Genomic DNA, 24,429 nt, shown 5'->3' with positions numbered 1-24,429 from the left:
CGTGTCTATGGCGACGACGAAATCGCCAGATTGCGCCTTATTTACATGCTGCGGCAGAACCATTACAGCATCGCGGCAATCCGGCGCAGTCTCGCCCGGTTTGACAGCGGCAGCGGCAGCGGAGCCGTGCTGGCGCTGAACCAGCCCGACTTCGGGGAGGAGGATGAGTTTATAAGTGCAGGGGATCACTGGCTGGAGGTGCTGGAGCTATTCGCAGACCGGGCACGGATCATTCAGCAGCTCGTGTCAGAGGAGATACGTAAAGGCTCCCATGATACACCACCTTTGTAATTACTGGTAATAACGTATATTATGCGGATAGATATCCGCAAAAAAAGACAGCCGGTAAAGGCTGTCTTCCACTGTAAGTATCACTCAGTGCTCGCGGTTCACAATATAATCCAGCAAATGCCGCAGGCTCGGGATATCCCGCACTAACCCGTCCAGCGCCTCTGTCGCCAGGCAATAGTGATCCCACATCGCCTTGGCGGCGCCATCCCGTCCCAGGATGGAGACGAAGGTTGAGCTGTTGTTCTCCCGGTCTTTGCCCACCGGCTTGCCGAGCAGCGATTGTTCGCCTTCCAGGTCCAGGAGATCATCCCTGATCTGAAAAGCGATTCCCGCGTGATAAGCATATTTCTGCAGGCCGGCAATCTCCGTCTCCGGTACACGGGCCAGCATTGCCGGCATGACCAGCGCTGCTTCAAAGGCTGCTCCGGTCTTATAGAAGCACAGCGTGTTGAGCTGCTCCAAGGTTAACGGGATACCCTTGGACTGCAGATCCATCGCCTGGCCCTTGCAAATATCCGCAGTCTTGCCGGCGGAGTATCTTATCATCGCGAGTACGGCTGCCGGCTCGAATGCAGTTAAGGAAGCCTGCTCCTCCATCGCCTTCTGAATCAGCAGCAAGCCGGTCAGCTCGGCTGTAGCGCTGTCGTGCAGCTCATGCAGGGTGACGCGTCCCCGCCGGGATGCTGCATTGTCCTGTGACGGCAGATCATCGAAGATCAGCGAGGCGGTATGCATGTACTCCAGCGCCTTAAGCAGCGGCAGAACCGCCGGCTCCGGCAGCCCGTACTCCTGCACGCCCATCATCCAGGTCAGCACCGGGCGCAGCCGCTTGCCGTCGCCGGCCAGACTGTAATTGGCTGCAGCAGTAAGCGGTTCAGTCATTCCTTCCGCCGGTTTAATTGTCTCAGGAATCGGCAGCACGGCATTGATCCGGGCGCGTACCGTCTGCACCGTCTCGGCAAACTCTGCTTTCTCCAGACGCCCCTGCTTCAGCGCCGATACCAGCTGATCGCGCAGCAGCTTGTCGAAGAAATCCACATCCTCCGCGCTGAGTACGAGCCGCTCCAGCCGTTCTCTGAACTGAGGGATTCCGGCGGTGAAGATCTCCAGAAATTCCGCAAATCCCGCTTCGCCCCGGCGCTGTCTGTAACGCTTCAGCCCGTTGACGGCACGGGAGAGGATTACCTCGCGTGCATGCGGCTCGCCGCGGTAGACATCATGCAGCAAATGTGCGATCACCGCAAAGTATAGCTCAAAAGGATTGATCAGATCGGGCCTTTCTTCACGGTGCTGCAGATAATACGTATACGGTGTTACAGAGCCGGCTTCCAGATCCCCGGTCATATCGGCCAAATCATCGGACAACTGATTGTAAATACCGTAGGCAAACGCCCGCTGCCGGAAGCCTTCATCCTCAGCCGCACCGATTACCGGGCGCACAATCAGCCGGGAGGATGCCGATTTCAGGATGACGGGCAGATACAATTCTTCGTTGCTGTAACGGGCATCTGCCAGACTCTTGTTGCGGTCCGTCTCCTGCGCATGAAAGAACACGTACGCCTGTTCAAAAAAGACCGCTTCACTTTCAGGCCGCAGACGACGCTTGATCGTCCCGAATGCCTCGCCAAGCTCGGCATGCACATATTCGATGAAGCCGCTCCCGTCCCGGGGCCATTCCTCCAGCCCTGGCACTTCTCCTGTCAGCAGGGCGGTACGGATCATCAGTGAAAACTGCTGCTTCTCTTCGGGGTTCAGTACCCGGGAATCCAGCAGATCGTCGATGAACGGATACGTTAAGCCATAGCTGTACCCAAGCCTGAGCCCTTCATCCAATCGCCTCGCCCGCTCGGCGGGTGCAGCCGACTCTCCCAGCTCCTCCAGCACATGCATGACTACTCCGATAATAATCTTGATCAGCTTGCGCTGGGCATGATCGGCGTCAAGCCCGTCCGGAAGATGGAGCGCTACCGACTTCAGCTTGCCGATCAGCCAGATTGCCGTCCGTTCTACCCCTTCCTTTTGCGCCCAGCGGTAGAACCCGGGGAGGCTGACCCATAAGGGCGGCTGATCACGCTTGTGCTGATCAGCAGAAAGCAGCATCTTCTTGATATCGTCCGCAAGCCGCCGAATCCGGCTGTCGGTACCCGGTGCATCCAGCGTCTGCCCCAGATCTCTTAAGTAAGTGTAAGATACGCTGCGGATCAGATAATCATCCAGTTTGCCCGCATGGTTCAGCCACTGGATATATTGGCGGTAATTACCGGAATCCGGCCGCTTCCGGTCGTGAAGGAACTTGAAGATTCTGCCCCGTTTACGGATATGCTTCCGCTTCCAGAGGTCAAAGCTTCCGGCCAGGGCCGGAATGTACGTGCGGTCCTTTACCTGCCTCTGTAATTCCGCGAAATAGCCGGCCGCTTCCCGCTCGGCAGTATCATACCAGGCATGGGCCTGTGTGCTTGCAATGGTCAGTTTCATGGATGTCATACCCCTCGATAGTCCAATGTCGTTTCTCTTCATACGGCAATCCGGCCGTTTGGTTACGAATCCATATCGAAAAGGACAACCGAACCGGCTGTCCCTAAGTGATTCTATTTCATTGTATGAGCAAACTATTCGCCGCTTGACACCTGAAGAGAAAATTCATCCCCGCAGTCGGACTTGCGCGCTGCCTTGAAGAGCGGTCCGTCTTTCTTGGTCACCTCCAGCTTCCCGAGACCCTCCGGCCGGCAGAGCTCCAGGGTGATCCGGCCCTTCTCCTTCAGCGGATGGCGGATAATCCGCGCTTCCGCCCGCGGCCCGCTGCTGCGGGCCACAGCCATATAAATATATTTCTCGTCTTCGTACGGGGCATCCCCGTCCTTGAGCTGGCGGTGCAGCCGGCTTCTCGGCACGCGGGCTTTGAAATGGCACCAGTCCCCGGCTGCCATGGGGCATTCCAGCTGATGCGGACAAGGCGCCACCAGATGCCCGCCTTGTTCAAGCAGCAGCGTGCGCGCTGCCAGCAGGTTGGCGTAACCGGCGGGTGTTCCGGGCTCGACCAGCAGGAGCAACATATCCGTGGCCTGCCACAGCTCCTCCACCGCGTCCCTTCTGCCGCTTTCGCTCAGCTCATTCAGCACATAGGAAGCCACCACCAGATCGGCCCGTACCGTCAGCTCATCCGCCGTTAAATCATAACGCTGCCAAGCCGCTTCCCGGAGCGCTGCGGAATGGGACTCCGCCATCAGCCGCCGGCCGATGCTGCGCATCGCTTCCTCACGCTCAAGACAGACGACGCTGTCCAGCTCCAGCAGCGTGTTCGCCGCCCAGGATGCGGCCCCGGTACCCGCACCCACATCTAGCAGCGACCGCGGCCGGCAATCCGCGAGATCAAGCGCGTAGCCGAGCGAGGCATGCACTGCGCCATAGGTGGCCGGCATCCGGGCGATCGAATACGAGACAGCTTCATTCTCGCGGGTCAGGAGCCTTTTGCCCTGACCGCTCTCCGTGCGGTAACGGCTGCTGATCGCCTGTGCGTCCGACTTTAATTGTGTATGTTTCAGGCCTTGAGATTGCTGCTCAATCGCTAATCTGAGCTCATAAGGCATTTCCATCCGTATCTCAACCACTTTCTGTAGGCTTGTTCTAACATCCGTGCGCCTACAGAAGTGTATCATAACCCTCCGGAAAACTCATTACATTTTCATTTGGCACCTTGCCTGTGAACCATCCGGCTGAACCGGGTCAATCATTATTTCACTGTTTTGCTGATTAGTATAGTGTTAAGAAAGGCTAATTCGGCTGCCGTTAACGATTGCGATTTTGCTTTTTCAATCCAATTGGCGTCGGTAAAATATCCTTTTGCTTTAAGCTCGGATAACGCTGCTATCAGCATATCATTCGCCCATTTCTCAAGTTTCATCGGTTCTTCCTCCTCCGGGCATATAGTCTGGTCTGCGGGATCGGCGGATGTGCAAGCTTTCCATTCATCGGCAACATCCTGCAGGAAGCGCTCCTTCGTAATGTTCATGATTTTCAGTGCATTTCTGAAAGGATCTGACTTGCGGGCAGGATCAAGCTCGTTATGTCCGGCAATATCGTTAAACGGGTCTAAATTGAACTTATGGCACAAGTAGGCCATATACCACACATACCTTTTATACGATTCGGCATTATCAATGCCGCCGGCACGGGAGGAATAACACAGTTCGACGCCAATGGCCGCATCGTTGGCATTGCAGCCGTACCGCACATTATCCGCAGTCGTATTATAGAGCACATGCCAAGCTTTCTCATTCAGCGGTATGCACTCAATAATACTCTGATGATCAATAAATACATGAGCCGAAGCTTCTTGCTCATGGGCGGAGTTGATATAGTAATTCACATTGCCGCCTGCCGTGCTGCCGTCATTCCCGGTGTCATGCGCCACGACAAACCGGATGCCGGCATTGTTCAGCCCTGAACGGCGTTTGCTTCCTTTGGGGAGCCAGCGCTGCTCGATCGGGTATTTATTCTTAAAGGACATCCCGCACTCTCCTTCTCTTATATTCTGGGCGTTGTCTCAGAAGCTGATGTACCCTCGCTGCACTCTTCTTGGTCCATGGCATCATCCATTCGGGTGCTTGCAGATGTAGGATCGAAGGCAGAACTCTTTCTGAATTCCCTGACGGACTGTACTGCGAACACGCCGCCGATGATAGTCATAATCACGGAATCCATGCTGTCGATCACATTGTCCGAAGCACCGGAGACGGATACACCGGCAAACGGACTGAAGAAAGCGACCATCAGAAACACCGCATACAAGCCGCCAAAGAGCACCATCAGAAAATCCTTGGCCGAGAATCCGTCCTCGTCATTTATAAAGCTCTGCTTTAAAAATCTCTTCATTATTCTCCCGCCCTTTTCCGGAGTCGCCGGCCTGCAATGTGTGGCTGGACAACTGAGCAACCAATTGCTCGACTTTAATGTTCAGCAATCTATTTTCAGCGATGAGATCCATGTTTTCTTTCCGCAATACCGTTATTTCCTCGCTGAGCTTTCTGATTTCATCTTTGTGGGTCTGCAGTTCGGCCCTCAATTCGGCACGGAAGGCCTGCTCATCCTTGGAGAGCATCTCCCGCTCTGTCATTTTATCTTTCGTTCTGCCTGTAGCGTACCCGATCGTGCCGGACAGTGCCGTTCCGATCACCCCGATGACTGCTGTGACAACTCCCGTATCCATTCGTCACCTAACCTTTCTTTCCCCGTTGTCTTGCTGCCGTCGGACCCTGACTTAGGGTCGCGTGTGGTTATGTTCATTCAACGAACAGAACTGATGCTTATCAGATCTTTACACCGGCTGGTCTCAACACCGACTCCAATATAAGCTGCCGGCAACAAAACATAACCCCCCTGCCGCAATTGGCAGGAGGGTTATATAACTTTACATAATGTAGCAATAGCCGTATTCTGCTACCACATCCATGGACCCTGGAATATCGCTGCGGAGAGGGACACTTACAACCGACGGGATATCTTTACGGTTCAATACGTATATCCGGCTATTCAGCGGATGGCCTGCTGTTCTGCGAATCCGGACTATGCCGGGCAATGTCGAGAACTGAAGCGTATTGATTGCCGATGACAGAGAAGAAGATCCGGTCTGCTTAACCTTGATTGCCGAATCAAGATCATGGCGGTTAAGCACTTCCATTTTGGATGCGATCTCCATCCATAAGCTTCTTCTGACGGAAAGTCTGGCGCTAAGCAGCCTGAATTGGATGGTATTGATCGAGCCGCCGATATCGCTGTCCGCAAATGTTTTGACCGTCATCCGTCCCGGCCGCTCGGACACTCCCGATTGCCGGGCAGTCAGTGTGGCGGGACGAACGGAATTCCCCTCGCGTCTTATGGCGATTTCGCCGGGAACTTCATAGTAATGATGGACTTCCACAAGAGCTGTCAGATCTCGATAGGCGCTTCTACGCACAGTCATAACGGCCGGACAGTTAGAGGTCACATGGGCTTCCACACAGGACTGCAGGTCTGCGTCCTTAACCGGAATGATAAATACGGTTCCCGCCATCCTGTTCAGTGCCGGGATGCCGATTGCCGTGCGCAGCTCATGCGCCGCTCCATACACAATGTTGACGCTGCTCTGAAGATCAACATTTCTGCGGGTACGGACGGTAATGGTACCAGGATGCCCGGAATTACCGGAGTGCATGATGACGATGCTGCCTGTAAGGTTTACTGCCGGCAATACATCAAGGCCGCCATGAATTACACTGTCGCCGACCGGGATAAAGTCACTCTTCCCGGTCATCCGGTTGTCGAAGCGGACCCCGAGCAGACCAAGGATGTCATGGTTTACAACGGGACGGATCACGGATGTCAGATCTCCGGCACCTCTGCCGATGATCTCAATTCCGCCGTCCATTGTATTTTGAATCCGCACGGCGATTGAAGATTTCAGGTAAGCCTGCCGGAAGTATTGGATATCAACAGAACCAGCCAGGTCATCATTAGCGATGGCATAGATCAGCAGGCTGCCGGATCTATTACTGCTTCCGTAGACTCTTGGTTGTATGGTGCCGCTGAATTGGGACCATTCCTGCACCTGCAGGGCAGAAGGGATTTCCGAAATGAATCTGGACCGGATTCCCAAACAGGAAGGCAGCATATCGTCGACATAAGCCGGAATGGCAATTTGCGAAGCCAGATTGCCGGAAATTACACGAATGGCTGCAGACAGCAATCCAGCGCCCCATATTTCAAGTGTACTGACAACATCATTTCTGAAACGGACCAGCAGCGCTCCGCCTGTGGTGCTGGAACTTCCAATCACGACGGTCAAGTTTGACTGTATATCCGCAGAAGGAACAACGGTAAGACAGACCTGCGCTTCCGCCCTGCTGACTGTAAGCCTTACCGGGACACTAGAATCTGCCGTGTGCTGTACCCCGATCTCAGCCGGCATTCCGCTGGATTCCATGATCGTCAGTCGCCCCGGCACACTCGGCTGGCTGATAAATGCCCCGCAATTGATTTCTTCCTCTTTGCCTGCCCTGATCCGGAGTTGCGCACCGATGTCAGCGGGAAGAGTAACCCGAATGGAAGAAAGAACGGAAGGACTGCTGACGGTCAGTTTGGTTGCAAGCGGCGCAACAAGCCATTGGCCAACACCCAGTTCAGAGAGCAAATCCGAATGATGCCGAATGTTGAATTCTGCCTGCAGATCCCGTCTGGACACCTCCAGCACGCCTGCTACCCATTCCTGCCGCATCGGTACAATGTGCATAACGGAGGGCAAGCTCTTTCGTGACAATGCTTCCAGCGCCGCGCCCAGCGATGCGCGCGTCACCCGGATCTCAGTGGCTATCTCGCCGAGGCCATAAAGGGCTTGAATTTCAATATTCGCCGTTACATCGTTCCGGGACAGGATCTCCAGTGCGCCCGGTCTCACTTTACCGCTGACCGTTGCCTCGCTGTACAGGTTTCTATTCTCGGAGTGTGAGACCGTCATACGGCTCTCTAAAGGTTTCTCCAGGCTCCGGCGTACCGAAATTCCGGAAATGAGTTCGACAGGTTTAATCTGTGTAACGATTGCCGCTCCGCCAATTTGCGCCCGATTGATGGCCATGATGGAGTGCAGCTGTCCGCCATGCTCCCCGCGGACCGTAAACCTCAGCTCAATGTCGCTCGAAGGCGGTACATAGAGAGTGCCCTGCTTTTCCTTGGTACTGACCTGTATCCAAGAATAGAAAGCTTCCTCAACCGGCCGCCTTACGGCAATGGCCCCTGTAAAGTCGGAACGGCTCTTTACGTTCACTCCGGAAAGGATATCCGGATGACTGACAGTCATCGCCCCGGCAACAGATTCAGACTGACGGCTGATGATACTAAGCGCAGAAGTGAGCTCCGTATTCATCCGGATGGAGACAGCACAGCTTGCATCAAGAGAAGGCCTGCTCACGGCAAGCATACCATCCAAGATATTATTGCGAGTGATGGTAAGCTCGGAGTATATGCCGCTTGTCGTTATATCCGGTTTTCTGACCCGGACTCTTGAGCTCAGCGGCGCATTCATTGGAATGGTGAACCGCGAATCCAGCGTAGCCCTGCCGCCGCTCCATACTGCCGGATTGTAGTAAACCACCGCAAGTTCAGGCGCATGGAGCAGTGCTTCCTTGGTCAGGAAATAATCGTAGCCTTCGCTGTTGTTTTCTCCGTCCAGAAGGTAGAAATCCGCTTTTTTATCCTTGTTCAGATACTTCGCCAAAACATAGGATGTGACATCAAAGCTGATGCAGCCTTTTTCTGTATCCACCGAGTAGCCAGCTTGAATGAGACTGCCTGCGGCCGGCTTATTCAGCCAGGTAACCCCCAGTTCGGTCCAGGTATCCCCGGCTTCCATCAGCCGCAGCGCTTTTTGCGGTTCTTTTCCGTAATAAATTTGTAATTCAACCTTCTCAATCTCATAGCTTTGTTCAAGTCCGGAAAGATCGAACCCCAGCATAGCACTTAGCGTAGCTCCCTTATAACTGCCAACGGCAAAGGAGGTCTCTTCGCCATAATTAAGAGTAGGCACATCTTCACGGACGTAAGCATCCTTCACGGCTGCCAGCGTCACCAGTTCACGGACCGGAAGCTTCAGATCGACGATCCCGGACATGCGGTTCAGCGGGAACACCCCGATGTTGGAAACCATGTCGCTGTGTCCGCCAAGGGTAACATCCAAACTTGTAGACATATCACTATAAGCACGGATTTTGGCCTGTAATTGTGCTGGAACGGCTGCATCTGCCGCATACTGCACCCTCATCTTACTCTGTAGCTCTTTTCTGTGCGGTACATCCACCATGAACTTCAAATCATGGCTTTGCAGAACCTCCAGTCCGGCGGGAAGCAGCTTCTCTGCATGCCTTCTGACCAAAATACGGCCAATCTTAGCGTGGAAGCGCCAGATGTCCATTGAGGAAGGTATGCCGGTATCGTTCTTCTTTCGCACAGTCAGCTTGGAAACGGTATCCCCTTCTGCCGAATTCCGGACGGACAATTTGCTGCCCAAAAATGCATTTCTGAATACTTCGATAGTGGAGAATAATTCCCTGTTGCCGCTCAACCGGGTACTAAAGGAACTCCGCAGCGTATCATCGGCATAAACAGGTATCCTGATCACACTGTTTAAGTATCCGGAGTTCACGAGAATCACGGAACGCAGCATGCTTGCGCCGACAATACTCATTTCTGAGGAGAGATCGTTTCTATACGGCACATAAAGTCTGCCTGCTGTCAGATGGCCCCCGAGCCGCCGAACCGCAATTTCCCCGGTGCAATCACTGTGGATCAGGGGATGGATGCTTGCCGGAACATCCGGCCGCGATACTGTACCCTGCCCGCCGAGTTCCTTCCATCCGGTGTGTCTTACCGCGAGCTGGCCTGCCAGAACCGACCGGAACCGGATATACAACTGCTGCGCCAGATCAGGACAGCTGACGGTCAATCTTCCTTCAGCAGATGCCTCCCCGGAATGGCGCACGGTAAGTTTGGCGGCGAAGTCGACATAAGGGATCACCTTTATTCGTCCTGCGAATTGAAACTGGTTCACGGCTAAAACAGAGCTGATGCTGTCTTCATTGGTGCCCTGTACAGTAATCTCTGCGCCGAAATCCTTATGATTCAAAATATCGATGGATCCGCATCTCACGGTTTCAGTGATTCCCATGAATGAATGCAAATCTTCTTTTCCTTCACGCCGTACAGTAACCGAACCCGCTACATCGGTGTAGGGACGGATGCTGATGCTGCCGGGACGCTCCTTGATATTAAGTGCGATCCAGCCGTATAATTGCTCTTCCGTCCAGACTCTTGCCCCAACCTGTGAAGGCAAATCCTTCCTGAAATTGGCGTAAAGCTGCGAGCTGATGGACGGGAGTGAGATGCGGATCGAGCAATGCTCCAGTTCAGCCATATCCTGTTCCCGGATGGCGATGGAAGCGCGCAGATGGCTGTCCGTCTTCACTTGCACAATCGCCTGGCCTGCGATTTCCGGTCTTGTGATTTGCAGTTGTGCATGGACGTTCTCATACCGGTTCCCGGAAGGAGTAACATTGGCTTTGGACGAGAGATCTTTAGTGCCGCTTTTTTTGAAGATGTTGATTTTGCCGCCAAGCGTTATGAATGCGGGATACATAATCAAGATCCTGGTATCGATACCGGAGCGGCCCGTACTGCGGATAACATCGTCGAAATAGGTGTATTCAATGCTTGGCGCAAGAGCCGAGCCCGCTTCCTTGGAGAAAAACTGTGCAGCTTCTTCGAATTCATTTACCGAACGCAGACACAAGTCGACCTTGACTGCGCCTTGTTCCAGGGCTTGCCTGATGAAATCCGTGATGTCAAAGGTGATGAAGCCGCCCGCCGGATCGGCCGTATAATTTGCGGCGATAATCTCGCCATTAATCGGCTGATTGGCCCACGTTGTGCCGTATTCCGACCAGGTTCCCGTGACGCTTCTAAGCTCCAGTGCCGATACCGGAGTTTTCCCCAACGTATGCCTGAGCTTGACAACCACGCGTTCAACCACATAATTGCTGCTCATCGAAGCGATCTTGCCGATGCTGAAGCCGATTAGACTACGGAAAATTTCCGACCGTGCACTGCTGTAGCCCGCAAGAAGCGTTTGTTCACTGCCGTAATTAAGCTTCGGATAAGCTTCCCGGATAAACAAATCACCGTTAACCGGAATGACTTCCGTTAGTCTGGTCGGAGGCTGGATATCCACGATAGCGCGCATCTTGTTGCCCGCAGTGACCCCGAGCGACATCGGCAGATCGAAGACCTGCTTTACGATGATCGCTGCATCTAAATTGCACCCGCCGCTGCCAATGATATCCGATACTCCGATGACTCTGTTCCGGAACCGCACGCCTATCCGTCCGGGCAGGCCGGAGGATGAATCCCCGATAACTTGCATGATTCCTGCTCTGTCGAAGCCATAACAAATACCGTCGGATGTATCCCATTTGACATAGCCGCTCCGCAGCCGTAAGGACCATCTGGAATCCGCATGTTCAGGGAACACTGCGGTAATACATGACGGAAGCCCCGCATCCCGTACTCCCCAAATCGATATGGTGCCGTCGGCGGTATTCGCTTCACGGACCGCTATTCTTGACTCCATGTGATAATCCTTATTCTGATTAACAAGGAGTGAGGAATTCAATTCGTTGCTCCTGATTCCCCAGATGAAAATTCCGGCCTCGGCCGTATTGTTCTCGCGCACAGCCATGGCAGAATCCAAATCCGATAGCCGGCCGACCGACAATGAGCACGGAGTGTCAGCGGCAATAACCGGCTGTACGTAGCCAGTTAACGCACTTCCATCGCTTTCCCTTACAGTAAAAGTGGTATCCATATCCTCATGAAAGAGGATATACACCTGTGAAACAGCTTCACTTACCTGTTTCACGTTTATTGAACCCGCCAGGTTGCGGATAGGAACACTTCCACTCCATGGTTCGCCGTTCAAGCCGGAACTATCCTTGAGTTCCACCCGGACCGCAGTTTCTGCCAGCTTGCTCTGAAACTGCGCATCCGGAATGTTGTATACGATGTCATAGGGGACCTGCTGCAGCGCTGACCATCCCGTCACTTCTGTACCGTCTATAATAATTCTGTGCTGAACTGTGGACGGGTCGGGGTCAGAGACGCCGGCCGTGATGACTCCTTCCGGTGAAACAAGCACCTCTTTCAGCTCGGGTGCAACGCCAAGCAGCGTAATCATGGCTGACCCTGATCCCGCATTGGCGCCGGTCAGGGAGGTGCTGGCAAACATAGCGGTATTAATATAGTTTAATCCGCCCGTCCCCCCATTCCCCCCGCTTCCGGCAGCGGCGTACCAGTTGCCGGGCGTATATGCAGCACCGCCTCCGCCTCCGCCGCCTCCGCCGCCGTCATAGACGGTAGACCCCGCAGTGCCGGCTGTACCGGCACCTCCCTTCACAATGGGAGTATTGTTGTAGGCTACCCCGCCGTTCCCGCCATTCCCGCCGGCTCCGTTCCCGCTGCTGCCGGCATTTCCCCCGGCGCCTCCGCTGCCTCCAACATAGCTGCTGTTATAGGTGCTTGCGTTCCCCCCATTGCCACCCTTGCCGCCGCCTCCCCCGGCCGCAATTATAATGGCGTTGTTGCGCTTAATATAGGAACCACCGCCCCCATTGCTGCCGGCATAGCCATTATACCCTGTACCGGGATAGGACCCTCCGGTGGTTCCGGTACCTGCACCATAGGACCCTCCTCTGCCACCGGATGTCTGTCCTCCGATCGTGATTGAGAGAAGTTCGCCTTTGCTTAAGACGATCTCGCCTTTCGCCGTCCCCCCCGTGCCGCCATTGCTGCTGCCCGCACCTTTAACCTCTATAAGGTAGCGTCCTGATTCAGGAGCGCCCCAGTTGCCGGTCCCTGTGGAGCTGAAACTGAATTTATCGCCTGCCGTCGCCAAACCAAATCACATCCATTCCCATTGTATTGAGAAACTGCGTCCCCATTGCATTGAGGGATAATTAAAAAAGCCCTTACCGCCAATATAAGGTGGAAAGGGCATGTTCTAGCTTTGCTTGGGATCGGCCTTGACCAATACATTAAACATGCCGCCCCAGGCCGCCTGCCTTGAAGCGGCAATCCTGACATAGAAACTGATTTTATCGTTATGGTCCAGCCGGTCCAGATAATCCAGCTGGCTGCTGTTTTGAAAGGGGGCGTCCAGCTTACTGATTTCCGCTCTGGCTTCCACACCGTCAAGCTCCCCCTGATCCACCCAAATTCTGATGTTCTCTACCGGATAGCCGAGTGTATTCTTGACAAATACCCGCTCCGCCGCCGTCGTCTGTCCGGCTACGATGGTACCGAAATCCAGATATCTCAGAACGGCTCCAAAATCATCGGAATAGAAGGTTTCTCCCGCATTGCAGAATAACATACCGGATAACACACCGGTGAAAGTCATAGTCGTCGATTTTATGCCGCCCAGTTCATCGATGACTTCGACCCGGGCTTTATTATCCGTGTTCTTGACAATCTTCTCCCTCGGCAACACGTACTTAATGGCGTATGGGACCTGAAGGGGCTCGGTATATCCGGATTCGGGATAAATCTGCAGTTCATTCAAAAAGATGCGGTACTGCACTTTGTCATTGTCAGCATCGGTGACTTGAACGTTGAGATAATTACCTTGCACTGTCCCGGCAATGACAGGAAGCGTATTGGTCTTGGTTATATTCTGCATCCATACAGCCGGAGTACCGCCGAATTCATCCAGAGCCTCAACCTTTACGGTGTTCATACCCACTGTGAGGTCCGAATTATTGAGAACATAACCAAGGGAGGCCGGTGGAATCTCCAGCTCGGTATAACCGGCTGCGGGATATTTCTGGACCCCGTTCACAAGAATCCGGTATTGGATACGGTCGCCTTCCGCATCTGCAATGGATCCGCCAAGATGGAGGCTATCCTTATGAACCTGCATCGCCGAAAGCTGAAGATTCAGCGTTGGGGCAGCATTGGTTTTCTCCACGCTCCAGCCAACAGAGTCCGTCCGGCCAAGCAAGTCCTGGAATTCAATCAATACCGTGTTGGCCCCTACTTGGAAATACGTATGCGGAAGATGCTTCGTCAGATAAAATCCGGAATTCTGGGCAGCCGTGTAGCCTGTGCCCGGAAAGCGCTGTATCCCGTTGACGGAGATTTTATAGGAAATCTGGTCGTTCTCGACATGATCCACCAGCATTGATAGTATAAAATCTTCCTTGTGTATACTTGGAGTGTAAGAAGTAGCGCTGTAAGTAAACACTGCTTCCGATCCGCCCATTAAACGCCTTGCATCCGAATCGGCCAACAGCCATGTAGGATTCAGGTTTCCATTTCCTGCATTGGCAGATACACCCATTTGTCCAAAAGCGTTATCGCCTGCTGCAAACACTTTGCCGTCTTTCTTAACAATCAGTGTAGCGGTCTGTCCTGTTGCCACTTGCCGGACATCCGAGCTGACAAGCACCGGAACCGGATTCTGGGCTGCGCTGCCGCCATTGCCGAACTGGCCGTCATTGTTTATTCCGCAGGCGTATAGATCGCCCTTGCCATCCAGCAAGAAAGTGTTGAAGTATCCTGCATTAACAGCAACAATGTTCTGCATGATCTGGCTTGGGGTCCAGTATGCATTGGATGTCCCGCTGCCCACGCTGTTTCCTAGCTGCCCGTAATAATTGTAGCCGCAGGCCAACGCCTTTCCATCTTCTGTAAGAATGACCGTGTGCTGCTGCCCACCTGCGACTTGCTTGACATTTCCCATTACTTTCAGCCATGACCGGTTGTCGTTATTGGTCCCTGCGTTAGCGGAAACCCCCAATTGTCCGTAGTAGTTTCTGCCGCAGGCATACAAATCTCCATTCACGGCAATATACATAGAATGGGTATAGCCGGCTCCTACCTTCTTAGCATTGCCGGCAACCTTCCTCGGTACATAAGTATTACTGGAATTTGTTCCGTTTCCTAATAAACCGTAACCGTTATAGCCAAAAGTATAGACATCCCCGTTATTCAGCAGGACAACGGAATGCATATACCCGCAGGCGATATCCTTCACATTGTCCATGATGTAAGTTGGGGTGGTCAGGGAATTGTCCGTATTCCAATTGACGGATAACCCGAGCTGGCCGTAGTAATTGTAGCCCATGCCGTAGAGATCTCCGTTATCCAGCAATACAAGTGTATGGTAATAGCCCATAGCAACCAATTTTACATTGGCCAGCGATGTTACCTTTTGCGGCGCCCAGTTGTTATTTTGCGTCCGGTTATTACGGGTCTGGCCGAGCTGGCCGTAATAGTTGTTGCCGAAGGTATACAGATCACCGTTACTTTTGATGAGAGCCGAGTGAAGCCCTGTTTGCGTGCTCATCCGTTATCCCCCCTTCTTATTGTCACTACAACGGATCTCCGGTTGCCCTGATATCGAAGAGTCCGCCGCCTATGGCTTCGCTTGTTGTGTGAATCCGCACGTAAAAAGGAATGCTTTCTCCATACTCCAAGGTGGATATATTTAAAGAAGGTACGGAGTCAAAGGGAAGTTCCGACGAACTGATCTCGACCAGCTCATGAAGCGGGTGCAATTCCCTTTGCACCGGAATCAATGTGATATTGTTCAGCGGATACCCTGCAGTATTCTTAAGCATCACCTTGTAGACTGCGGAAGTATTGCCGGCAACGACGGTCCCGGTATCCAGATATTTCAGAACCTCCCCCAGATTGGTGGAATAATACAAGCCTTGCTCATCCATAAACATGAGACCTGCATAGTCGATAATGGTATTGGTCTGCCAGGTCGATTGTGCACCCAAATCGTCCTCGGCGACAATCTCCACCTGATTGAGATTGCCATATGCAATGGATGAATCGGGAATACGGTAATTCAGATCAAACGGAGAAGGCAAATAGGCCGACCATGCCTCTTCAGGCGGATACAGCTTCACATTGTTCACTTTGATCTGGAAACGGATGCGGTCGTCTTCTTTATCCTCCAGCCGGGCCTGAAGTGTCTGCCCCCTGATTTCCGCGGAACTGATCCGCACAGGCTGATTGGTTTTATTCAGCGGCAGGGTGTAGCTGCGCGTGGCTCCCAGATCATCCACCAAATCGATTTTCACCGTATTACTTCCAGTAATCAGATCACGGTTAAAGACCGGGTAAGTGAAATCAAAGGGCACCTTCAGCAAATCGGCATAACCGTTCTCGGGGTATTTCTGCTTGCCGTTAACGTAGATTCGAAAGCCGACGGAATCTGCTTCCGGATCGCTGACCGACAGGCTCACAAAGGTATTCTCCTTATGAACCTCGGGCGTCCCTAACCTGAGGTCAGCGGAAGGAGCCGCATTGGTGCGGCTAAGCACCAATGACAACGGTTTAGCGTTTACGCTATTCCCCGATTTGTCGGCCACCTCCAGGTATATGGTTGTTGCTCCAACCGGAAAGAGGGATGCCGGAAAAGTATGTTCGGCATTATAAGGAAGATTGACCAAAGAAGAAAGCCCGCTGACCGGATATAATTGTGCTCCGGCATCAGTATATAAGCGGTACTTAGCTTGGTTATATGTGCTGTCCTGCCCCGTTAAGCGAAAGCTGATCCGGGTGTCCTGTTTATGAATGGAATTAGGACTGACCACGAAATTGCTAGCTTCAATCCCGCTATATTCGATCCAAAAATCTGTGATAAAGCCGCCGTTATCGCCTGTCAAGATACTTCCGTCGGTGCTGTATCCAAAGTATAAAGTATGACTTCCGGCCGAAACTTCCCGCTCCCAAGTGAACCATCCTTGGGTTCCGCTGATCCGGTTCTGCTGGACTCCATCAAAGTTAAACCAGAACCAGTCGAATCCAGACTCGCTGCTTACCCGGTAATTAAAATGTATTTTTCCTGCAGTGGGGAATACGTAGGATAAAGAGAAGCCGGTACTGGAGCTATGGCTGATAGTTTGCGTGCCCAATTGGCTTCCGGTGTTGCGGAAGGCTCCGGACCAGTTGAACTTTAGAGGACTGTAGGTTTCAGTAATTCTCATACGATTGCCATGGCCCCCTTTCTGTTAATGTAATCCTTGGTTATAACGGGTCCCCGGTCACCCGGATTTTAAAGTTACCGCCGCCGACGGCATCCGGGCTGCAATTCACCCGCACATAGAATTTCACTGCCTCTCCCGTATCACAGGAAGAAGGAAACGTCAGGGTACGGCTCGGGGTAAACGGATCGCCCGTCAGACTGAATTCAATGAGCTCCGTATCAGGATCGAGATCGCCCTGTATTCCGGATATTACAATGTTCTTTACGGGATATCCCAAGGTGTTCTCCACAACCATTTCGAAGACGGATGAGCTTTCTCCCGCGTATGCGACTCCAAGATTGAGCCGCTTCAGCAACTCTCCCAAATCCGTAGAATAATAGGCTCCCGCAGCATCCCTGAACATAAGTCCGCTGTAGCCCAATGTTTTAGTCAGGGACCATGATCCGGTGTCTCCCGACGAGTCTATCACTTCAACTTTTATCGTATTCGACTGGTTCGGCTTCACCTTGTTTTTGGGCAGGGTGTATATCAGCGAACCGGGAACCGGAAAAGGCATGGAGTAACCGCTTGCGGGTAGCACCTGTTCATTGTTAAGCAGCACTTTAAAGCGCACCCGGTCGCCGTCGGCATCGTCAAAAGCCATATACAAGGTATTCCCTTTCATCTCCACGCTTACTGTAGGCTTTGTATTAACCTTGGTTACCGTGCTTTGGGCGCTGACGACTGTGGTATTCGTCTTGAAATTATCCTTCACTTCAATCTTTATAATGTTTGATCCGTTCGCCAGTTCGTCCGCCCGAAACGACCGTCTTACGGTGAGCGGGGAGTTATAGCCAGCCACAGACCAATTTGAATAGACGGCGCCGTTGAGCAATATCCGGTAGGTCAGCAGGTCCGCTGCCTCATCGGTCACTACGGCTTCAAAGATCACATTCTCGTCATGGATCGAATCTTTGGACACCATGGTGACGGCACTCGGCTGGTTGTTTGTAACGGTAATGGTAACTTCCCTCTTGAAAATAGCGCCAGCCTCATTAAACATTTCAATGGCTATCGTATTACTTCCAAGATTAAAAAACTCATTGGCTAGGACCGCTTGATTGCCGGTCGAAGGCAGCGGAAGATAACCGGCGGACACCAGCCTTTGCTGCCCGTTCACGGAAATGCGCCAAGCAGCCGATGACGCCTGGCTGTTGGCCCCGTTAACCACATCGAATTGAAGTGTCACAGCCTGGTCGTGGATCGTTGGACTGACTACAACATTGCTGGCAACGAGAGTGACAAGCGCAAGTGTCTTTACATTGCTTGTAAATCCGGTGTAATAGGCAATTCCCGGTTGTGTTGGATCGATAAATATACATCCGGCAGCGCCGTTTGTGGGAATAGCCCCGATGCTGGACAGATTGGCACTGGTCAGCTTGGTACCCGTAAAAGCTCCCGTACTGCGGTTGAACAGCCCCAGCAATCCATCTGTTTCGTTGGCTCCAGAGCCCCAGTAGTAGTAATTGGCCGAGACGTAAAGTCCGCTTCCGCTATAACTTGAATCCAGACCATGGCTGCCAGAGATTTGAACCAGGGCCGTCAACCCTGCGCTCTTGTTCCGGAGATCCCAACGGTAGATATAATTGTTATTTCTGTTCCAGAAGTAGACATAACGGTCTCCGTCCCATCCGCCGCGGGAGTAATACCTAATGGAAAGGGGGGCGCGGTAATCCACTCTGTTGACTACCATTTGGTCACTTTTACGGATCTCCCAGACATATAAATAGTTATTGCTTGACCAGCCGACCAAATAGTCCTGACCGTTCTCTGTGAACACAGTGTAAGCATAAGGAACAGAGCTCCCGCTGGCACAGATGCTTGCAACGACACTGTCATCCGCAACCCAATTCCTTGTGCGGACAAGGCTGCCTATGGAGCCGTCAGATCCTTTATTGTATACATACAAAGAGTTTAAATTTTGATTGGCAATGTAAAGGTATTGATCGCTGACCATTATATCTGTAACGTATGTGGCCGCCGTATTCAGGGAATTGAGCTGTGAGGAAAACGTCAGATCTCCGATTGTAAACGGCATCGCTGTTCACCGCCTTTCTGTATAAAAAAAGACTGTCTTAGAGCTAAGACAGTCCGAAATTGACTTCGCCGCCCACCCCTTTTTTTAGCGGAGCGATAATTTCCTCAACGATACGGTTGTTCTTCTTGATCTGCAGCATTCCATCCAGCGTTCCATCGGCAACCAGCCAAAAGTTCAGATACATCTCCTGCCCGAAGGGCACCCGGCATGTTGCCTTGAACTGGAACTTGATTCCATCCATCTCCAGTACGGATTTATATCCAAAATTGTATTGGTTGATGATTGCTTTGGACATTCCGCCGTTCGTCAAATTGACGGAGGATTCGGCATCCTTGTAGGTGATAATGTCCCGGTAAGCCCCGCTGTGTCCGGTGAGGGGATACGTCTTGCCGCCGCATTGGTACAAGACCTCAATTCCCGTGCCGTTCAGGTTAAATACCCCGTCGCTCTCGAAAAAGAGTTTATGGCCGTGGCCAATGATTCCGAAGCGGACCAGCTTGTCGCGCTGAATCTTATAGAAGCTGTTCTCGTCTTTGGTACGGAGATCGAATTCGGCCAGGTGAGTACCGTCATAGTACTCACCCAACCAAATGAAATCCTGCGCTACGGGAGAAAACCCGTTGTGTTCCGTAAATAAAGACAGCATGCTCAGGAATTCCTCCTTCATTGTATTGAAGTTCTAGGTTGCTCTTATTAATGGATTACACGTACTGATAGGATACACGTGTCAGGAACGTTACCAGACCAGCGGTAGCTGTAGGCGGAACATTGGCGCGGAGCGTAACCTTACTGAAATTCGCCGTGGTATTGGCAGTGGCCATATTTCCGTCGTTCACAGCGCCTTTGATCGTCTTGGCAGGGGTGTCGGACTTCGTCGCCCGGATATCCTTGGTTACTGTACCGCCGATGGCTGTAAATGCAGATTCGGAGAGGGAATCGACCTTCACTTCAATCCATGTGTTCGTAACCAGCTCACCCGTATTGCCGCCGGAACTGTCCTTCGTGGTGATCGTGCAGTTCTGCATATCAGAGAGAGCGGTGCTGCCTGCGCGGTTATTCCAGATCAGGACGGTGAATGTTGCGGACAATGAACCTGCGTCCACCGTTCCGATATCCCACTGGGTGACCTGGGAACTGTTATCTGCTGTGTACCAAGAAACGATTGGTGCTGGCATATGAAAATACCTCCTTGTAATATGCAAGATGGACTCTTGCGGTTTGCTTCAGTGCTATAGCCAATATAAGGATTTCAATAGGATCTTTAACACGGGACGGTAAGAAAATAAAAACCCTCCCGGAGGAGGGTCTGGTGCCGATTACAGCACTTTCTGGTATTTCACAAACAGAACATCGGGAATGCCTTCGAATACCTTCAGGGCGTCCGGCGCAAAATCAAAGCCGGTGATGTGGCCGTCGTTATCTGTTTGATATTGGAAGTTAATTCCCGGCGCCTGGGCTTGGCCATTAATAAATAGCAGGACGGTATTGGGCTTCGCCACACCTTTCACCAGGCTGTATTCCGTTTCCCCGCCCGCAGCTTCATAGACCTCTTCTTCATGTTCGCTTTCCAGCTTGTGCAAACGGTCTTCATGATTCTTGAAGGTTGCATCGGCGGCAGTTTCCAGGTCGACTACACGCGCTTCGGCCGTTTCAAAGTCTCCCTGCTTAAAGTAACCGTTTGGCGAATCGGCATCACGGTCGGCCAGACCTGCAGTCAGGTCTTCGAGTGCAACGACACGCTGTGCCAGATTGGACAGTACGGCTTGTACATTCGCACCGGAGTAATTCGCATCGGTGACAACCCCAACCAGGCTTGCCCCTTTGGCAGCCGCCGTCGAGGCCAGGTCATTGCGGATCAGTTGGTCCGCATCGGTGCGGTCCTGGATTTCCTTGGCGATCTGTTCTACAACCGACAGGGCCAGATTTGCATTGCCGTCGTTGTCTAGCGTGCCCGCTCCCCCGTAGATGTCCTTCATCAGCTGTTTCAGGTTCATATACGCTTCCGCATCCACTGCATCGGCCACAAGTCCGGCACCGCCGGATACAATGGCGTCTACAGGAATTACGGAAAGATTGGTGCGGGTCACGTATTTGTAGTCCAGTGTTACAGCTTCGGTGAAGAGATAAGGCGCTTCCGCACCATCAACTTCGCTGAAGAAATCGAGATAGAATTTTCCGGCATTCTCCCGCACCCGGCCGTAAACTCTGTCCCCGTCCTCGTCAATGAACGGGAAATCGGAGGTTCCTTGCTTGCGCAGCTCAATCACTGTATCCAGTACTGTGCCTTCTGTTAAAGAATCGGCGGCAACGGAAGTGTTGAGGATATCGTTTGTAATTTCAATGCTGCTCAGACCTGCTCCCACCAGGGCGGCATTCTTTTGTACAAAAACATCAATCTTCGTATCTTCCAGAATTTCACGGTGGTTATGCCATTTAATGTCCACTTTGTTCTCGTTGATCTTGTTGTTTACATCAAAGTGGTTGTCGCGCATCAGTTTGTTGTTCAACTGCTCTCCGCGAAATCTTGCAATCCCTCTGGTTGCTGCCATATTGGTGCACCTCTTTCTCAAGTTATCACTGCCCAGACATTATAAGAGGCAGACTTGGAAAGTTAGCAGGCTTGCGTAAGACGGATTAGACCGTTACCAGCACCTCAATCGTTACCCCTTCAATTCCCGCTCCCAATTCGGCGACATTAATCCTGAAATGGTCATTCATAGCGATTCTCGGGTAAGCCACCGCATAAGGCTCCGCCGATGTATTGGATGACTTCGCTCCGGGGCCGATGATTAAGTCACTGCTAAAAATGTTCATCCAGCCGGGAGAACGATCATAATCGGCCTGTGAGCATTTTTCAATTTGGAACACCGTCCTGTCCGCGCCCGGCTTCATGGCGGATACATAGACTTCGGTTATCTGTCCTTCGTACGGGAACCTCATCTCCATCTTGGCAATGCCTAAGAATACACGGTTAAGCACAAACACCATCGTTTTGCTCTCGGCTTTTTGCTGAATATAGTCCAGCCGGTCATCCAGATGCTGAAAAGGAATTTCACTTTCGCCATAGGTCCGCGCGGAGATGACCTCTTCTTCCAGACGCTTAAACCGGAGATCGTCAATTCCGCTGCCTCCGCCTTGCCGGTATTCTGTTTTCCAGGTGCGGATATAGATTTCATCCCCGGGGCTAAGCGGCACAATCTGGCCGCCTAGCGGATGGCCGTCCGGATAGACGCCGAGATCCAGGCGGATGGCCGTTTCATCCACCTCTTCATAGCCCCCGCCTTCAAGCAGATGCTGTCCGTTGAGGAACACATCCAGCATTTTTGTACCCGGCACATAAGGATGTGCCAGCCGGACGAATAGGCCTTGAACCGAAGGATGACCATCCTTGTCGATAATAATTTCCTGCTCAACCCAATAGGTAAGTTCATTTCCGTAGCGTCTGAGCTTCATTTTTGTCCCTGCCAAAGTCCCGGCACCCCCTTATATGTGCGTAATGTCCAAAATAAAATGAATCGGCTTAATGCCAAAATGCTGCGATTTCCGCTCTACCTTCATCCAAAATGTTCTGGATCCAAGCGGATCGAGTGATCCCATATCCAGACGCTGTTCGTAAATCCGGTCAGGCTGGTTTAACCCGTTATCATGACAAATATCGGCCCACTCATAACCGAATTCCTCCAAATATTTCAGAATTCCCATGGATATGTTGCGGGCTGCCTTATGTGTGTTCGGGTTATACAGCTTCATGGGAATTTCAATTTTATTGTCATACATGGTTCCCAGATATGTTTCCTGGGTCAGGCTCAGTTCCGCATCGTTCCAAAGCACGCGCAGATCTGTCCCGTACAAGTAGGTATCCCCCCCGTACAAATCAAACGAACCGAGACTGGATAAGAGCACACCTTGTTCGTCATAGACCCGGAGGATTCCGGTATAAGGCAAAGCCGGCAGCTCCAGCTCCACCCCGGTCCAGAGCGGAGCGGCGGTAGCTGAAGCCACGGAATTGCCTTCGGGATCGCAGAGATACACGGTATATCCTTCCGGCAGGTTCCCAACGGTAATTCTGGTGCTGCGGCACAATACATACCTGTCCAGATTAAGCTTTACAAACTCCTGGCTGTTCTCGTTTTTGAGCACTACCCCCATTTTTCTGCCGGCAATCGCTGCGGAGTCAAATAATTCCCACCCCTCGCCGCGGTTGGCATAGAAGGTCCATGTATTGTTTTTTTTGCAAGCCCGCCATTTGCTGTACTCCCGCAAGGCTGTATCCTTGCTCTCCAGGAATTCAAGCCGGTGATAGCCGTCCTCCCAAATCACAATCCCCCCCTCATCTCCGGGTGCCGTTGGAACATAATCTGCTGTGACTTCAAAGGCAAGCGACGGTTCATTCTCAGGCACATCAAATAAAACCATTGATTCCGGAGCGGTATGACTCACCGATAGCTGGGATAAGCCGGTATCCAGCCTGCAGGCATCAGCGGGCGATAAGGTATAGCGGGAGTCTGGGCTCCCGCCGTCAAATTTGTCGTCAAAAATTAAACCGCTCCATTTCTTGTATATCCCCACGTTCTCACCTACCTTGTCTTCTTCCAGTTCCAAAGACTCCACGAGGCCACCTTGCCCAGAATGAGCCAGATTCTCTTTTTCTTTGTTTCCGGAACCGTTAGAAGTGCAGCTTCCGACGGCTCCTCTATTACCGTCCGGATAACCCTCGCCGGTCTCCGGGCATCAACATCCTTCTCCTCTGCCATTTCCATCGTCCGTTTGATCCGGCTTCCAGCCTCTCCGTCCTGCGGCTTCGTTTCCATCTGCCGTTTACGGCGCAACGATTCTTCAGGGTCCTGGATAAGCGTATTTATGAGCCGCTTCTTCCGTATAGCCTGCGAGGAATCTTCAATGACTGCCGCAGGCATGCGTTCGACAGGTTCGACCTGCTCCAGCTCAACGCTCACTGCTTCGTAGCTGGTGCCGCTGATCGCTCTCTCTAGCGGGCTGCTTGTTCCTTCGCGGGCGTAGTCGACGGACTCCGCTTGTTCCTGCCCGCTGCTCACTGCTTCGTAGCTGGTGCCGCTGTTCGCTCTCTCCAGCGGGCTGCTTGTTCCCTCGCGGGCGTAGTCGGCGGACTCCGCTTGTTCCTGCCCGCTGCTCACTGCTTCGTAGCTGGTGCCTTGTACTGCCTGCTCCAGCCCGCCGCTTATCCCTTCGTAGCTGTTGCCCAGACCTGCTTGCTCCAGCTCATCGCTCACCGCTTCATAGCTGTTACCTTCTACAGCCTGCTCCAGCCCTCCGCTTATCGCTTCGTAGCTGTTGCCTGATACAGCCTGTTCCAGCCCGCCGCTTATCGCTTCGTAACTGTTCCCTGCTACAGCCTGTTCCAGCCCGCCGCTCAACGCTTCATAGCTGTTGCCTGCTACAGCCTGCTCCAGCTCACCGCTCAATGCTTCGTAACTGTTCCCTGCTACAGCCTGTTCCAGCCCGCCGCTG

Annotated in this window: 15 protein-coding genes and 1 pseudogene; 1 reads left to right on the top strand and 15 read right to left on the bottom strand. The window is 52.6% G+C overall.

The window, feature by feature from the left end; translation table 11 throughout:
• The coding region (locus F1381_RS07300; RefSeq protein WP_151734249.1) for a MerR family transcriptional regulator at positions 1–291 on the top strand (291 nt) is incomplete at its 5' end.
• A gap of 84 nt (positions 292–375) precedes the next feature.
• Here the strand turns inward: F1381_RS07300 and F1381_RS07295 are convergent.
• From F1381_RS07295 to F1381_RS07225, 15 genes and pseudogenes are all read right to left on the bottom strand, one after another.
• Complete coding sequence (locus F1381_RS07295) at positions 376–2,766, bottom strand: polyprenyl synthetase family protein (protein WP_151734156.1); 2,391 nt, start codon at positions 2,764–2,766, stop codon at positions 376–378.
• Positions 2,767–2,900: 134 nt separating this feature from the next.
• Positions 2,901–3,884, bottom strand: coding sequence for a small ribosomal subunit Rsm22 family protein (locus F1381_RS07290; RefSeq protein WP_151734155.1), 984 nt, complete (start codon positions 3,882–3,884; stop codon positions 2,901–2,903).
• A gap of 137 nt (positions 3,885–4,021) precedes the next feature.
• Positions 4,022–4,798 (bottom strand): peptidoglycan recognition protein family protein, encoded by a 777-nt coding sequence (locus F1381_RS07285; RefSeq protein ID WP_151734154.1) that lies wholly within the window; start codon positions 4,796–4,798, stop codon positions 4,022–4,024.
• 17 nt (positions 4,799–4,815) lie between these two features.
• Positions 4,816–5,163, bottom strand: coding sequence for a hypothetical protein (locus tag F1381_RS07280; protein WP_151734153.1), 348 nt, complete (start codon positions 5,161–5,163; stop codon positions 4,816–4,818).
• Positions 5,129–5,497 carry a hypothetical protein gene (locus F1381_RS07275; RefSeq protein WP_151734152.1) on the bottom strand — a complete coding sequence of 123 codons (369 nt, stop codon included), beginning with the start codon at positions 5,495–5,497 and terminating at the stop codon, positions 5,129–5,131. The genes F1381_RS07280 and F1381_RS07275 overlap by 35 nt, the downstream gene beginning before the upstream one ends.
• Before the next feature lie 201 nt (positions 5,498–5,698).
• On the bottom strand, positions 5,699–12,760 hold the full coding sequence (locus F1381_RS07270; RefSeq protein WP_151734151.1) for a DNRLRE domain-containing protein: 7,062 nt from the start codon (positions 12,758–12,760) through the stop codon (positions 5,699–5,701).
• Between the two features lie 105 nt (positions 12,761–12,865).
• Positions 12,866–15,211 (bottom strand): RCC1 domain-containing protein, encoded by a 2,346-nt coding sequence (locus tag F1381_RS07265; protein ID WP_151734150.1) that lies wholly within the window; start codon positions 15,209–15,211, stop codon positions 12,866–12,868.
• Between the two features lie 25 nt (positions 15,212–15,236).
• Complete coding sequence (locus F1381_RS07260; RefSeq protein WP_151734149.1) at positions 15,237–16,865, bottom strand: hypothetical protein; 1,629 nt, start codon at positions 16,863–16,865, stop codon at positions 15,237–15,239.
• A 40-nt stretch (positions 16,866–16,905) separates the two neighbouring features.
• Positions 16,906–18,684 carry a hypothetical protein gene (locus F1381_RS07255; protein WP_187355230.1) on the bottom strand — a complete coding sequence of 593 codons (1,779 nt, stop codon included), beginning with the start codon at positions 18,682–18,684 and terminating at the stop codon, positions 16,906–16,908.
• A 301-nt stretch (positions 18,685–18,985) separates the two neighbouring features.
• Positions 18,986–19,588 (bottom strand): hypothetical protein, encoded by a 603-nt coding sequence (locus tag F1381_RS07250; protein WP_151734147.1) that lies wholly within the window; start codon positions 19,586–19,588, stop codon positions 18,986–18,988.
• Positions 19,589–19,643: 55 nt separating this feature from the next.
• Complete coding sequence (locus tag F1381_RS07245) at positions 19,644–20,117, bottom strand: hypothetical protein (protein ID WP_151734146.1); 474 nt, start codon at positions 20,115–20,117, stop codon at positions 19,644–19,646.
• A 141-nt stretch (positions 20,118–20,258) separates the two neighbouring features.
• Complete coding sequence (locus F1381_RS07240; RefSeq protein WP_151734145.1) at positions 20,259–21,491, bottom strand: hypothetical protein; 1,233 nt, start codon at positions 21,489–21,491, stop codon at positions 20,259–20,261.
• A gap of 85 nt (positions 21,492–21,576) precedes the next feature.
• Positions 21,577–22,410, bottom strand: a complete 834-nt coding sequence (locus F1381_RS07235; RefSeq protein WP_151734144.1) for a hypothetical protein — start codon at positions 22,408–22,410, stop codon at positions 21,577–21,579.
• A gap of 15 nt (positions 22,411–22,425) precedes the next feature.
• Positions 22,426–23,553 carry a cell adhesion protein gene (locus tag F1381_RS07230; RefSeq protein WP_343043392.1) on the bottom strand — a complete coding sequence of 376 codons (1,128 nt, stop codon included), beginning with the start codon at positions 23,551–23,553 and terminating at the stop codon, positions 22,426–22,428.
• Positions 23,520–24,429, bottom strand: a pseudogene (locus F1381_RS07225) (hypothetical protein); the annotation flags it as partial. The gene F1381_RS07230 and the pseudogene F1381_RS07225, both read right to left, overlap by 34 nt.

This window comes from Paenibacillus tengchongensis (assembly GCF_008973665.1).
GTDB classification, from domain to species: Bacteria; Bacillota; Bacilli; order Paenibacillales; family Paenibacillaceae; genus Paenibacillus_AQ; species Paenibacillus_AQ tengchongensis.
This window is presented reverse-complemented; position numbering and strand designations above follow the sequence as displayed.